Raw genomic sequence first — 14,906 nt, 5'->3', positions numbered from 1 at the left:
TAAGAGGCCGAAATTTTATTTTTTTTCCTGTTTCATAAAAAGCTTCTCTTTCATTCTGGCATCATGGCCATAAATATCTTTTCTAAAGTTTAATTGCCCATCGGCATCTACCCAGGCAGTAAAATAAACAATATAAACAGGTACCGGTTGGGGTAGGCTTACCCATTTTTCCTTGCTTAAATGCATCAGGCTGTCAATTATTTTATTCGTATAAACACTGGCCGTATCTGCACTTAATAAATATTGTGCAAATTTTTTAGGGTTACTGATGCGGATACAACCATGACTGAAAGTACGCGTAGTAGCATCAAATAATTCATGATTGGGGGTATCGTGTAAATAAATATCGAAGTTGTTGGGAAATAAAAACTTCACCAATCCCAATGAGTTTCCGGGTCCTGGTTTTTGCCGAACAATGGGTAACCCATTGCTGGTACCGGTTATTTCCATATTGTTTTTTGCCAGATAGTTGGGATCTTTTTTCATACCCGGCAAAATTTCTTTTTGTACAATACTGGGTGGTACATTCCAATAAGGGCTAAAAACAATGTATTTTAATTTTCCATTAAAAATAACGGTATTGTTGGTGGTTTTTCCTACAATAACATTCATGTTCAACAATGTTTTCCCATCATGATAAACATGCAATTTGTATTCGGGAATGTTTACAATAATGTAATCACTGTCACTATTTGCTGGCATCCATCTAATGCGTTCTAAGTTTACCAAAATTTGCCTGATGCGTTCGGCAATGGGCACATTTAATTGTTCTATCATGTTCTTCCCAATTACGCCATCTTCTAACAATCCCATTCTTTTTTGAAAATGTTTTACGGCTATCAGCAGGCTGCTGTCAAACAAATTGGTAGAATCGTTATGAGATAAATCGCCGAGTAAAAACAAGCGGTACTTGATCGTTGGTATAATTTCATTTGCCTGGTGTAGTTTCAATAATTTAGAAGGGTAGGGAATGCTATCTGTAGGATAGTTTTTTTGTAAGCTGATATATTTTTCCAAAAATGATTCTAATTGGTTGTATTGATTGTTCAGCGGAATATAAGGTGCTGCATTTTTATATTTAATGGTGGAATCTAACAAAGCAGTTAAGTTAACTTTTTTTCTCGGTATAAACCATCCAAGTGTGGTTGCATCAATATCGCTGCCTTTGTACGTTTGTGCAGCATAAGCAAAAAACTGTCCGGTTAACAGTAATTCTGTATTCAAAATATTTTGTCTGGAAACCTTGTTTTTGTGTTGTAATATTTCATTATAACTGGTTACAAGTTTTTTATTGTATAGACTACTGTCTTGTAAATGGGTAATACTGTTATTCAGCAGGTTCATAAAATTAGCAGCCTGCTCTGCCATGCCGGTACTGTCGAACCAGGCATATTCAAAATTTCTTTGTTTATAAAAATCGTTGTATTGGGTTGTAAATTTTTGTAAGTCAGGATTTGTATCTAAAAAAGCCTGCAGGTGCATGCTGTCGAAAAACAAATTGTTGTACGAAGTATGGTAGGTAATTGAAGTATCGCGTAATACTTCTTTTGTTTTGCCTGAATGGCAGGAGGTGTTGAAGCAACAAATGCTGAATAGCACTGCAATAGCGCTTAACCGGCAGATTAATTTTGTATTTGAAATTTGTTGAGGTTTTTTTATGATGAACAAGCAGTAGGGTTTCAATAGTTTGAGAAAGTTCTGTTTGTTCAATAAAAATAAGGAGTAGATTTTATGCATAATTTCAATTAGTTCAAAATGGATAATGTTGCGGCCACTATTCCTGCAGTTTCGGTTCTTAGCCGGGTAGTACCTAAAGTAATGGGTATAAATTGCTGTTGTATGGCTTGTGCTACTTCTTCTTCAGTAAAATCGCCTTCGGGGCCAATTAAAATACATATTTCTTTTTCCGAATGAAATTTTTGGATGGTTTGTTTATGCCCTTCGTGGCAATGCGCAATTAGTTTGCAACTATTTTTTTGTTGTGATAAAACGCTGTAAACGGTAGTGGGTTGCTGTAAAACAGGCAGCCGAGTTTGTTTGCTTTGCAACATAGCCGCAATGGTAATTTGTTGCATTCTTTCGTATCTAAAATGTTGTTTTTCGGTTCGTTTGCAGAGCAGGGGAATAATTTCATAAACTCCCAGTTCAGTTGCTTTTTCTAAAAACCATTCAAATCGTCCTGCATTTTTTAATAAGGAAAGGCCAATGGAAATTTTTCTTTCAGGTTGGGGGTGTTGTACCTGCTCTGTAATGGTAACCAGTGTTTGTTTTTTATCGGTTTCTGATATAGTGGCTTTACAAAGTAAGCCATTGCCATTGGTAAGTAATAAACCATCACCTGGTTTCATGCGAAGTACCTGTGCACTGTGTTTATGTGTTTCTGCACTTAAGCGGATAGTTTGATGCTTGTTGGGAAGCACCTGCTCAAAGAAATAAGGCAAATCCATGCTATATGGGTTGAAGAAAAAATTAAATTTTGATAAAAATAGATGTTATTTACGATGCAGGCAATACCATTTATCAATGATTTTTTTGGTATGAAATAAGGCGCTGGCACTTATGGTTACGCAATTTTGCGAATCAGATTTCTTTAAAAAGGTTGTACTTCTTGCTTTTAATATTTGAAAATATGGGCAACTGTTAACATTTTTTTACGCATAACTTCGCAGCCTTTGGTGTTCTTTTGCACTGTATTAATAAATAAAAATTTATGAGGAAATTCTTGTTAATTATCTTTTGCCTATGTACAACCGCATCATTTGCCCAGTTAAAATTAGGGGTAGAAGCCGGGTATAATACCAGTGGATTCATTGATAAAGGAAGTGATATTCAGTATTTTGATCTTTCCCGAATCCCTACATTTCAGGCTGGTATTGTTGCTGAACAAACATTGAATAAACATTTCTCTGCCAGCTCGGGTTTAATCTTCTTTCAAAAAGGTGGCAGGAAAGACAAAACTGTTTTTGCTACTACCGGTGCCAGTACTACCTCTAAGTTTAGTTATATACAAATTCCATTGAATTTACAATACAGTATTCCGCTCAATAAAACACTGAAAGCTTTGGTTGGTGCCGGTTTTTATGGTGGAGTAGGCATTTCAGGTACAGAAAAAGGTACAGATGAAGAAATTTCAGGTAATATTACTGTTGTAGATAATAAAGTAAAATTCTCTAATAACCCTTATTATACATCGGGCACAACTTATGTAAAGCCGCTTGATTTTGGGTATGATGTGTTGGTTGGTTTGGCATACCATCAATTTGAGTTCAAAGCCACCTTAACCAATGGGTTTGGCAATATATACCCAACAGGAAGCACCCGCTTTGCCAATAGTGTAATTGGTTTTACTGTGGCTTATCTGGTACCATGGAAATAAAGGACAAATTTTTGGATTGAGTCAATACAAAAAAGGCGCTTCAAATGGGGCGCCTCTTTTTTTATGTCAACAATTTTAGCTGTGTGATTAGAAAGGTGGTTCTTCAAAACCTTCGTCAAAATCGCCCCCGTTCATTTTACTACCTTTTTGAATATATAATTTACCGCCATCATTACCACTACCGGGTGGAGGAACAGCACCAGGTTTTAATTGTTTCCAGTTACCACCTTGAAAGCCAGACTCATCCACTTCTTCAAATTTTTGAATTTCCAACAGGGCTCTTAATTTTATGGTTTCTAATGAACCATTTCTATGTTTGGCAATTCTGATATGCGTTTCACCTTTTGTGCTTTCGCCCATTTCGTTTGCGCCAATTTCATAATATTCAGGTCTGTAAATAAACATTACCATATCTGCATCTTGCTCAATGGCACCCGATTCTCTCAAATCGCTTAGCTGTGGCATTTTGCTTTCTTTTCTGGTTTCTACGGCACGGCTTAACTGTGAAAGGGCAATAATGGGAATGCCCAGCTCTTTGGCCAATGCTTTTAAGTTGCGTGAAATGGTGCTGATTTCCTGTTCGCGGTTCCCATTTCTATCGCCAGTACCGCTCATTAACTGCAGGTAGTCAATAATAATTAAACCTACATTGTGTTTGTTCACTAATCGTCTTGCTTTGGCTCTAAATTCAAAAATATTGAGTGCTGCCGTATCATCTATAAACAATGGTGCTTTCTCTAATCGTTTAATACCTTTGGTATGCAATTGCTGGTATTCGTAGTCTTCTAATTTACCTCTGGAAATTTTTTCAATTGGTATTTCACTTTCAGCACTTAAAATACGTTGTACCAATTGCGAAGCACTCATCTCAAGGCTAAAGAAACCAACCCCAACCGGTTTAATGGGGTTTAAAGCGGCATTACGGGCAAGGTTTAATGCAAATGCTGTTTTACCTACAGATGGTCTGGCTGCCAGAATAATTAAATCGGTTGATTGCCAACCGTAGGTAATGCGATCCAATGAGTTAAAGCCGCTGGGTACGCCGGAAATATCTTCTTTTCTGGTTCTTAGCTCATCAATTCTGTTAATGGTTTTGGCTAATACATTACCAATATCTTCAAAATTCTTTTTGAGGTAATTATTGGTGATGTTAAACATTTTGGTTTCACTATCATCCAGCAAATCAAATACATCAGTGCTGTCTTCATAAGCATCGCCAATAATTTCGCCACTGATTCTAATTAATTCGCGTTGAATAAATTTTTGCAAAATAATACGGGCATGGGCGTCAATATGCGCTGTACTAACTACTGCATTGGTTAATTTAGTAATGAAATAAGGGCCTCCAACTATTTCTAATTGTTCTTTCTTTTTCAATTCTTCCACCACCGTTAAAATATCGATGGGCACACCACGCTGCTGCATATCTTGCATGGCAGTAAAAATGATTTGATGTGCTTCTACATAAAAACATTCGGGTTTAAGATTGGTATCTATTAAACTGTCGAAAGCACTTTTTTCCAGCATAATGGCACCCAACACTGCTTCTTCTAATTCTCTGGCCTGTGGGGGTATTTTGCCAAATACCATGGTGCTTAAATCGGCAGTGGTTTTTCTTCTTTTTTTATCTCTGTTAATGTTAGAAATCTCCATAATAATGGGCCATTTGAAATTGTAAAACAGTTTGTTTTTCGCTTGCTTGAAACAGGATAGCCATGTTAAGGAATTGTTACTTGGGCAAGTAGGGTTGCGAATATAATGGTTGAAAATCGTTCCTGCCCTATTTTCAGACTTTAATTTTTATCCTTTTTCGTCCACATTTCATTCACAGTATAATTGTGCTTATGCACACAAATTTCGGGGTTATTCCACAGTTTTTTGTAGTATGTGCACAAAAAACAATTTTTCCGTACGGGAAATGAACATGGCTTGTGTATAAAGAAAAACAGCCGAAAAATTGGTGTATTGCTACTTATTTTGTAATTGCCAAAAACATAGTAGTGCTGCAAAAATATCTGTGTAAGCAGGGTAACATTTGTCTTTGTTAAATGTAGTCAGCGTTTGTAAAAAAAAAATTGATAGCTGTAAAATGCTGAACCTATTTGCCGAGAATTTTGAAACCGTTTTTAAAAGTTTAAGTTGCCGGCTGCAACAAGTATATTTGCGCTTATTACACAGCAAATTAATTCAAGGATACATGACGATTAGTTATAACTGGTTAAGTAAGTATTTACCCAAAACAATTGAGCCTGAAAAACTTTCTGCAATATTAACTTCTATAGGGCTTGAAGTAGAAAAACTTTCAAAATTTGAAACAGTACCAGGTGGATTGCAGGGCATTATTACAGGTGAAGTACTAACCTGCGAGCAGCATCCCAATGCCGATAAATTAAAATTAACTACCGTAAATATTGGTACCGGGCATCTTTTACAAATTGTTTGTGGTGCACAAAATGTAGCAGCCGGGCAAAAAGTAGTGATAGCTCCTCTAGGTACTACCATCTATCCCGTAAATGCCACCCCGATAACCATGAAAGTAGCTAAAATTCGTGGTGTTGAAAGCCAGGGTATGATTTGTGCCGAAGATGAAATTGGTGTAGGTACCAGCCATGCAGGCATTATTGTATTGCCACATGATGCCGTTCCAGGTGCACCGGTTGCTGATTTCTTTCAGCCTTATACTGATATGGTTTTTGAAATTGGACTAACCCCCAACCGCATGGATGCCATGAGCCATTTGGGTGTTGCAAAAGATGTATGTGCGTATTTAAGTCACCATCAAAAAAAAGAAGTAAAAGTTAAACTGCCATTCAATAATTTGTTTAAGCCGGATGAAAAATCATTACCCATTGCTGTAACCATTGAAAATGAATCAGCATGTCCACGCTACAGTGGTGTTTCCATCAGCGGTGTTAAAGTTGGCCCATCGCCCCAGTGGTTAAAAGACAGCTTGCAGTCAATTGGCATCCGTTCTATTAATAATGTGGTAGATATTACCAATTTTATATTACACGAAACCGGACAACCATTACATGCATTTGATGTAAAGGCCATTCAGGGTAAAGCCATTATTGTAAAAACCTTACCGGCGAATACCGCTTTTATTACGTTGGATGGAAAGGAAAGGAAATTGCATGCATCTGATTTAATGATTTGCAATGGAGCCGGTGAACCCATGTGCATAGCCGGTGTATTTGGCGGTGCCGCCAGTGGCGTTTCAGAAACAACTACTGATATTTTTTTAGAGAGTGCCTGCTTTAATGCCACATACATCCGTAAAACATCACTCACCCATCAGTTACGCACTGATGCAGCCATCCGCTTTGAAAAAGGAATTGATATATCCAATACCGTTCAGGTGTTAAAAAGAGCTGCTTTGTTAATAAAAGAAATAGCCGGAGGCAGCATCAGTTCTGATATTGTAGATGTATATCCGCAACCCGCAGCAAAAAAAGAAATTGCCATTAAATACCATTATTTAAAAAAGTTAAGTGGTAAAAATTATCATCCCGATACCGTTAAAAGAATATTAACAGCACTTGGTTTTGAAGTGTTAAAAGAGGGGATTGATGAACTATGGATATCCGTTCCATTTAATAAGCCCGATATTAGCCTACCGGCCGATATAGTAGAAGAAGTGTTGCGAATTGATGGGTTGGATAATATAGATATTCCTACTTCCATCACCATTTCGCCGTCTATTGAAACTTTGGGTTTAAAAGAACAGCTTCGCGAAAAAATTGCGCACTACTTGGCCGGGCTGGGATACCATGAAATTGTTACCAATTCTATTACCAATAGCCGCTACTTTACCGCTGAAGTATTACAGCATACCGTGCACATGATGAATAACCTGAGTGCCGAATTAGATGTAATGCGCCCCGGCATGTTAGAAACTGGCCTGGAAATTATATCCTATAACATCAACAGAAAAAACAACCGGCTTCGTTTATTTGAGTTTGGTAAAATCTATGCTACAGAAGGAGTGGGGAAATATGTGGAAACAGAACATCTGTCATTATACTTAACCGGAAAATTATTAGAGGATAACTGGAAACTACAAACCAAACCTGCCGATTTTTTTGAAGCTAAGGGCATTGCACGGGCTATTATGCAATGGTGCGGCATTGCAGAGGTACAGTGGAAAGCAATAGAGGGTACCCATGCCAAATTGAAAATTTGCGTTGGTAAAAAACAAATTGGGATTGTTGAAATGGTGCCGCCTTCATTCACCGAACGATTTGATATAAAACAAACCGTACTTTTTATTGATATAGATTTTGGAGCATTACTGGCATTAAAGAAAAATACAGCCATTACTTATAAAGAAGTACCAAAATTCCCTGCCGTACAACGCGATTTGGCTATGATTGTTCCTGTTAATACCACCTATCAATTATTGGAAAGCATTGTAAATAAAATGAAGTTGCTCCGTTTGCAGCAAATGAATTTATTTGATGTGTTTGAAAATGAAAAATTGGGAAAAGATAAAAAATCAATGGCTATTAATTTTACTTTTTTAGATGAAGAAAAAACATTGACCGATAAAGAAATTGACAGTATGATGCAGTCTTTGATGCAGGCATTTGAAACAGATGCCAATGCTATCATCAGAAAATAAACAGCAGTATGCAGGAGTTAAGCCAACAAATAAGCCGGATACAGCAAAAAATGCAGGATTTGTGGCTGTATGCACAAAAGTTAGCCAAAGAAAACCAGCAATTAAAACAGGAATTGCACGAAGCCAATACAGCTAAAATGAAATTAACACAAAAAATTGAACAGTTAGAACAGTCAAAAGCTGCATTGCAAATAGGAGTAGATACCTGGAATGATACCGATAAAAAAGAATTAGCCACCAAAGTAAACAGCTATCTCAAAGAAATTGAGCATTGGCTGGCTGTATTAAAATCTGCCTGAAATGGAGCAACTCATTACCGTAAATATTATTATTGCCGATAGGAATTACCGAATCAAAATTCATCCCGATGATGAAGCAGTGCTGCGTAAGACCGTAAAAATTATCAATGAAAAAATAAAAGAATATAAACAGGCTTTTGCAGGGAAAGATATGCAGGACTATGTAGCCATGGTTTTACTGTGGCTGGCAACCGAACAAACCAAAACACCCCTGCCCATCATGGCCGAAGAACAAACCATTATGGAATCATTGCAGCAATTAGAAGCAATGGTTGACGGGTATTTAAACCAAAGCGCTCATGAACCTATAAAATCATTCATAAAGAAATGATTATAGGTTCGCCATCACTCACTTAATTTATTTATCTTCGCAAATTAACTTCACTAAAATTATCCATTTGATAGTTGGAGGAAGCATAATGACAGCGTTTAATTTAAAAAATATCAAACAAAATGGACCAAACAGTTATATACATCATAATTGGTTTACTTGCTTTAATTGCAGGTGTACTTGCGGGTAAGTTATTATTCTCGAAAAATACCAAAAGCAAATTAGAAGAAGCCAATTTTCAGGCACAATCTATTTTGAAAGAAGCCGAGCTGAAAGCCGAAAATATTCAAAAAGAAAAATTATTAGAGGTCAAAGAAAAATTTGTTCAGCTAAAATCAGAATACGATAAAGACGTACTGGAGCGTAACCGAAAATTAGGCGAAGCTGAAGCACGTATCAAACAAAAAGAAATTGCCATCAATCAAAAAGAACAGGCTTTAGATAAGCAATTGAAAGAAAATGAAGTGATTAAAGCCAATTTAAACCGGCAGATTGAGGTGGTAAATCAAAAACGTACTGAACTGGAAAAACACCAGGAGGAACACATCCGCCGTTTAGAAAAAATTGCTACCTTATCGGCTGAAGAGGCAAAGGCACAATTAATTGAAAGCCTGAAATCAGAAGCCCAAACACAGGCATTGGCATTGCAGCAGGAAATTATTGAAGAAGCCCGCTTAAAAGCCAATAAAGAAGCCCGCAAAATTGTTATTCAATCCATACAACGCACTGCAGCCGAGCAAACCATTGAAAATACAGTTTCTGTATTTAATTTGGAATCAGACGAAATTAAAGGCCAGATTATTGGCCGCGAAGGCAGAAATATCCGTGCTATTGAGGCCGCAACAGGGGTTGATTTAATTGTTGATGATACGCCGGAAGCAATTGTATTATCATCTTACGATCCGTTAAGAAGAGAAATTGCCCGTTTAAGTTTACAACGCCTAATTGCCGATGGCCGTATTCACCCCGCACGTATTGAAGAAGTGGTTGAAAAAACCCGTCGTCAGTTAGAAGAGCAAATTATTGAAATTGGCGAAAGAACGGTCATTGAATTAGGCATTCATGGATTGCATAAAGAATTGGTTCGGATAGTGGGAAAAATGCGTTTTCGCTCATCCTATGGCCAAAACCTGCTGATGCATAGCAGGGAAACAGCCAATTTATGTGCCATTATGGCCAGCGAATTAGGGCTGAACCCCAAATTGGCAAAACGGGCAGGGTTGTTACACGATATTGGTAAAGTGCCCGACGAAGAAACCGAACTAAGCCACGCATTACTGGGTGCTAAATTAGCCGAGAAATATGGCGAAAACCCTGCAGTAGTGAATGCCATTGGTGCCCACCACGATGAAATGGAAATGTTGTATGTTATTTCTCCTATTGTACAGGCTTGCGATGCTATTAGCGGCGCACGCCCGGGCGCACGCCGCGAAATGATGCAGCAATACATTCAGCGGATTAAAGACCTTGAAAATCTGGCTCAGGCATATCCCGGTGTGGAAAAGGCTTATGCCATACAAGCCGGAAGAGAGTTACGGGTAATTGTAGAGGCCGATAAAGTGTCTGATGGTGATAGTGATAAATTAAGCTTTGAAATAGCCCAAAAAATACAAACCGAAATGACGTATCCTGGGCAAATAAAAGTAACCGTTATCCGCGAAAAAAGGGCCATTAATGTAGCCAGATAAATTATTTATAAATTCTGGTTTGAAATTTAAAATTTTCTGTTACCTTTGCCGTCCGCAAAAATTAAAGTTATGAGCGAAGCAGTTCAATTCGTACACGAGCAGTTAATTGCCAAAAAAGAATATCCCAAATTTAAAAGTGGTGATAATATTACCGTTAACTATAAAATTGTAGAAGGTGGTAAAGAGCGTATTCAGAGTTTTCGTGGTGATGTGTTAAAAATGCAGGGCACAGGTGCTACTGCAACTTTTACCGTACGCAAAATTTCTGATGGGGTAGGTGTGGAAAGATTGTTCCCTTTCTTCTCTCCCAATATCGATTCCATAGTTTTAAACAAAAAAGGAAAAGTACGCAGAGCTAAATTGTTCTATTTAAGAGAACGTAGCGGTAAAAGTGCCCGTATTAAAGAAAAACGTTTCTAGTCAAATTATTCAAATATTTAAGCGGGAGTTGTTAAACTTCCGCTTTTTTATGCAGTCTTAATCCTTCTATTCTATAACTTAATGTTTGGTACAATAATTTGTACTAACTTTACCTTCTTAAATCAATTTTTTATGGCCAATCTAGGAATGCCCGAACTGATTATTATTTTAATTGCAATCTTGGTATTATTCGGTGGGAAAAAAATACCGGAATTTATGCGTGGTTTGGGAAAAGGTATTCGTGAGTTTAATGATGCAAAAGACAACGTAAAAAGAGAACTTCAGGAAGGAATGAAAGAAAAAGACTCTGAAACTGCTGCAAAGTAATTATTAACCACCAATATCTGTAACGGGTTTTGTTTACATTTACCACTATTGCTCAATACCACAATGATTTATTGAATGGCACTACTACTTGTGTGGAGGCTGTTCAACATTATTTGGACAATATTGGCAAAAAATCTTCCCTTAACGCATTTATAGAAGTTTATGCAAAAGAAGCGCTTGACCGTGCTTCCTTTTTAGATTTTGAACGAATGGCAGGCAAAACAATGGGTCATTTACATGGGGTAGTGGTTGCATTGAAAGATGTAATTTGTTACTGCAATCATACTGTTACTGCAGGCTCACTCATTCTAAATAATTTCTCCTCACTATATTCCGCTACTGCAGTTGAACGATTAATTGAAGCAGGTGCCATTATTATAGGTCGCAATAATTGCGATGAATTTGCCATGGGCAGTACCAATGAAAATTCAGCTTATGGCCCTGTTCAAAATGCTGCAGATATTACCAAAGTACCCGGTGGTTCTTCCGGTGGTTCTGCTGTAGCCGTTCAGGCAGATATGTGTATGGTAAGTCTGGGAAGTGATACCGGAGGCTCTGTACGCCAGCCGGCCGATTGGTGTGGGATTATTGGGTTTAAACCTACCTACGGCCGAATTTCAAGGCATGGGTTAATTGCTTATGCTTCATCATTTGATCAGATTGGTATTTTTTCCAAACATTTGCAAGATACTGCAAGGGTACTTGAAGTAATTGCAGGAGAAGATGCCTACGATAGTACTGTTTCTGCAGAACCTGTTCCGGCCTACAGCGATCTGTTGCAAAAAAGCAGTATAAGCAGTCGACAGGAACCTTTTAAAATTGCCTATTTTAAAGAAGCGCTGGAACATCCGGGTTTAGATCCTGAAATAGCAAAGGCGTTCCACCAGTATGTTGAGAAACTACGTTTACAGGGTCACATTGTAGAGCCGGTTGATTTCCCTTTATTAAAATATGTGGTACCTACCTACTATGTTTTAACTACTGCAGAAGCTTCCAGTAACTTATCACGTTACGATGGGGTAAAATATGGCTATCGGGCAGATTTGGCAGCACAGGATGACCTGACTGCATTATATAAAAAATCACGCAGCCAGGGTTTCGGAAAAGAAGTGCAACGTCGTATTCTATTGGGTACTTTTGTATTAAGTGCCGGTTATTATGATGCCTATTTTAGTAAAGCACAGCAACTCAGGCGTTTATTAGTTGAACAAAATGACCATATTTTTGAGCATTATCAGGCTATCATTTCACCCACCGTACCGGGTACAGCCTTCAAGATAGGTGAAAAGAGAAACAATCCTGTAGAAATGTATTTGGCGGATATATACACTGTATATGCCAATTTAGTGGGTATTCCCGGCGTATCTTTGCCTTTGTTTCAACACAGCAATGGTTTGCCCTTTGGTATGCAGGTAATGATGCCCCAATTTAAAGAAACCGAACTCATGGTATTGGGTAATTACCTTTCGCATTTGAATTAATTGTTGCTATAAATTTTATCACCAACATTGGTTTAAAATATCCTGCAATATGAATCAGTGTATCCGGAAAATAAAGCAACATTATTGTTACCCGTTGCTACTGTTTTGTATATTGTGTAATCCGGTAAATACACTTGCAGCAAATCCTTCTCATTTGTCCGATACTGTTGTAACACCGGTGAATACTTTTCAAACCCTGTTGCAAATACCTTCCGGTCATGCTTTTGTGAATATTCCACTTCCTTATCAAATGGTTTCATTTTACAGTGAGTACAGTGAAAAGCAAAGCAAAGAACTACTGCTGATGAAGTTTTGGGCTAAGCCCTATTTTGATTTGTATGATCATATTTTGAGTGCTAACGGAGTACCAGTTGCGTTGAAATACCTGAGTGTAATTGAGAGTCATTTACAACCCAATCTTGTATCATGGGCCGGGGCAGTAGGACCCTGGCAGTTAATGCCCTATGAAGCACAACGGTTTGGCTTGAAAAATAATAAATATGTAGATGAACGAACTGATTTTATTAAAAGTACTGAAGTTGCTGCCAAATTATTAAAAGAGTTGTATGCCGAATTTGGCGATTGGCTTCTGGTAGTTGCTGCCTATAATGCTGGGGTAGGAAGAGTAAAGCAGGCTATTGAAAAAGCAAAAAGCAAAAGCTTTTGGGATATACAATATTTTTTGCCTGAAGAAACCCGTAATCACGTAAAAAAATATATTGCTACCCATTATATATTTGAAAATAACGGAGGAGTAACTACCTTAACTGCCCAAGAGGTGCAGCAATATTTTAATGTACCTGCTGAACAGCGAACTGTAATCACCAGTGCCGATAGTACCCTTTGTTCTGTAGAAGTAAGTGGGCGGTACAATGCTGCATTAATTTGTAAACAGCTTCAAATATTATCTGCTTATTTTAACCAGTTGAATCCGGGATTTGCAGCGCAACTGGCATCCGGAAAAAAATATACTATGTATTTGCCTAAAGAGAAAAAAAATTTGTTTGATGCAACGAAACAACAAATTCTGGAACAATCTATTCAGCAGTTGTTACTGGGTAGCCCGGTCGCGCATTAAACAACGCAGCCATTGCGGTTGCTTTTAATAAACACTCGTCATATTCCTGCTCGGGCACACTACCGGCAGTAATACCACTCCCAACAGCATAACTCAATACCTTTTGCTGTGCATCGTATTGCACACTTCTAATCACCACATTAAAATCAAAATCTTTTTCAGGGGTAAAATACCCTACACTGCCTGCATACAAACCCCTGTTAAAATATTCATACTGTTCAGTTAACTGCATCACCCTTTCTTTAGGTGCACCTGTCATGGAACCCATTGGGAAAGTAGCCTTTAAAATTTCGGAGAATGTAAGGTCGTTTTTTAATTGTCCGGTAATGGTACTAATCATTTGATGTACTTGGGGATAGGTATAAATGCCAAATAATTCCGTAACACTAACTGTACCGGCTTTGCATATGCGGCTGAAATCGTTTCTTACCAAATCAACAATCATCACATTCTCGCTTTGTTCTTTGGCTGATTGAAGCAGGTTTTGTTTCAAGGCCTCATCTATTGCAGGAATATTGGTATTTCTGGCAATAGTGCCTTTAATGGGTGATGAAAATAACCGGTTTCCTTTTTTTAACAAATATCGTTCGGGGCTGGAGCAAAGCAGGTATAAATGCTGCAGCTTATAAAATGCGCCAAAAGGTGCAGGCGATACCTTGCTTAATACACGGTATGCTGCAAATGGGTCTATTTGTGCATTGGGAGCTATCCATTCCTGACAATAATTAATTTCATAACAATCGCCACGGTGTATGTGCTGTAATAACTGTTCAATAATGCTGCAATAAGTTTCTTTTGAAATACCCGGGATGAAGTGTGCAGTTTGTTGAACCGGTATTGTGTAAGATGCCGGCATGGATTGTATCTGATTAAAAATATCATCCGGATTTGCGGTGGCAGAATGGATACTTAGTGTGGCATTCTGCATGGTACAAACCACTTCAGGTTGAAAAAAATAAAATTCAGGAAAAGGTATAGTGGCTTTTTGGTCTGAATGAAAACCTTTAAAAAGTTGGTTCTTTAAATTGTAATTCAAATGTCCAAATATCCAGTCGTTGCGTTCTGCTAACCAGTAATCTATGTCAGCAATGACACTATTTTTACCGGTTTCTGAAACAATTCCGGCTGCAGCCAGTATTTCAAAATTGTGTTGGGCGTGCTGGTATTGGTGATTATCAAAAAAACAACAAACAGCATACTGATTGAGCCAGTGTACTATTTGTTGTTTTATGAGTTTCGGATCATTAATCCGATAGTATTTTGTAATTCTGTTCACAGCATCTTT

General features: G+C 37.8%; 13 protein-coding genes. 9 read left to right on the top strand and 4 right to left on the bottom strand.

Annotation, left to right across the window (positions count from 1 at the left end):
• Positions 1 to 15: 15 nt before the first annotated feature.
• Both A0F92_RS14055 and A0F92_RS14050 read right to left on the bottom strand, forming a co-directional pair.
• On the bottom strand, positions 16 to 1,668 hold the full coding sequence (locus tag A0F92_RS14055; RefSeq protein ID WP_167517105.1) for a L,D-transpeptidase family protein: 1,653 nt from the start codon (positions 1,666 to 1,668) through the stop codon (positions 16 to 18).
• A 77-nt stretch (positions 1,669 to 1,745) separates the two neighbouring features.
• Positions 1,746 to 2,447, bottom strand: a complete 702-nt coding sequence (locus A0F92_RS14050; RefSeq protein ID WP_068247562.1) for an RsmE family RNA methyltransferase — start codon at positions 2,445 to 2,447, stop codon at positions 1,746 to 1,748.
• A 263-nt stretch (positions 2,448 to 2,710) separates the two neighbouring features.
• Between A0F92_RS14050 and A0F92_RS14045 the strand changes: the two genes are divergently transcribed.
• The gene (locus A0F92_RS14045) at positions 2,711 to 3,376 is read left to right on the top strand and encodes a porin family protein (RefSeq protein ID WP_068247557.1); all 666 of its coding nucleotides are present in this window, start codon (positions 2,711 to 2,713) and stop codon (positions 3,374 to 3,376) included.
• 87 nt (positions 3,377 to 3,463) lie between these two features.
• Here A0F92_RS14045 and dnaB read toward each other — a convergent pair whose 3' ends face one another.
• Positions 3,464 to 5,029, bottom strand: coding sequence for a replicative DNA helicase (dnaB, locus tag A0F92_RS14040; protein ID WP_068247550.1), 1,566 nt, complete (start codon positions 5,027 to 5,029; stop codon positions 3,464 to 3,466).
• A 436-nt stretch (positions 5,030 to 5,465) separates the two neighbouring features.
• Between dnaB and pheT the strand changes: the two genes are divergently transcribed.
• From pheT to A0F92_RS14000, 8 genes are all read left to right on the top strand, one after another.
• A complete protein-coding gene (gene pheT, locus A0F92_RS14035; protein WP_253810497.1) occupies positions 5,466 to 7,997 on the top strand; it encodes a phenylalanine--tRNA ligase subunit beta in 2,532 nt (843 codons plus the stop codon).
• 8 nt (positions 7,998 to 8,005) lie between these two features.
• Positions 8,006 to 8,296: a hypothetical protein gene (locus A0F92_RS14030; protein WP_068247547.1), complete on the top strand. Its 291-nt coding sequence runs from the start codon at positions 8,006 to 8,008 to the stop codon at positions 8,294 to 8,296.
• 1 nt (position 8,297) lies between these two features.
• Complete coding sequence (locus A0F92_RS14025) at positions 8,298 to 8,627, top strand: cell division protein ZapA (RefSeq protein ID WP_068247546.1); 330 nt, start codon at positions 8,298 to 8,300, stop codon at positions 8,625 to 8,627.
• Positions 8,628 to 8,749: 122 nt separating this feature from the next.
• On the top strand, positions 8,750 to 10,315 hold the full coding sequence (gene rny / locus A0F92_RS14020; protein ID WP_068247545.1) for a ribonuclease Y: 1,566 nt from the start codon (positions 8,750 to 8,752) through the stop codon (positions 10,313 to 10,315).
• Between the two features lie 69 nt (positions 10,316 to 10,384).
• Positions 10,385 to 10,735 carry a 50S ribosomal protein L19 gene (gene rplS / locus A0F92_RS14015; protein ID WP_068247541.1) on the top strand — a complete coding sequence of 117 codons (351 nt, stop codon included), beginning with the start codon at positions 10,385 to 10,387 and terminating at the stop codon, positions 10,733 to 10,735.
• 132 nt (positions 10,736 to 10,867) lie between these two features.
• Complete coding sequence (locus tag A0F92_RS14010) at positions 10,868 to 11,062, top strand: Sec-independent protein translocase subunit TatA/TatB (RefSeq protein WP_068247538.1); 195 nt, start codon at positions 10,868 to 10,870, stop codon at positions 11,060 to 11,062.
• A 29-nt stretch (positions 11,063 to 11,091) separates the two neighbouring features.
• Complete coding sequence (gene gatA / locus A0F92_RS14005) at positions 11,092 to 12,543, top strand: Asp-tRNA(Asn)/Glu-tRNA(Gln) amidotransferase subunit GatA (RefSeq protein ID WP_068247535.1); 1,452 nt, start codon at positions 11,092 to 11,094, stop codon at positions 12,541 to 12,543.
• 49 nt (positions 12,544 to 12,592) lie between these two features.
• On the top strand, positions 12,593 to 13,621 hold the full coding sequence (locus tag A0F92_RS14000; protein ID WP_167517104.1) for a lytic transglycosylase domain-containing protein: 1,029 nt from the start codon (positions 12,593 to 12,595) through the stop codon (positions 13,619 to 13,621).
• On the opposite strand, the gene A0F92_RS13995 is transcribed toward A0F92_RS14000, so the two are convergent.
• A complete protein-coding gene (locus tag A0F92_RS13995; RefSeq protein ID WP_068247532.1) occupies positions 13,581 to 14,897 on the bottom strand; it encodes an anthranilate synthase component I family protein in 1,317 nt (438 codons plus the stop codon). The two genes, A0F92_RS14000 and A0F92_RS13995, sit on opposite strands and share 41 nt — an antisense overlap.
• Between the last annotated feature and the right edge of the window lie 9 nt (positions 14,898 to 14,906).

This window comes from Hydrotalea flava (assembly GCF_001623405.1).
In the GTDB taxonomy this organism is placed as follows: domain Bacteria; phylum Bacteroidota; class Bacteroidia; order Chitinophagales; family Chitinophagaceae; genus Hydrotalea; species Hydrotalea flava.
This window is presented reverse-complemented; position numbering and strand designations above follow the sequence as displayed.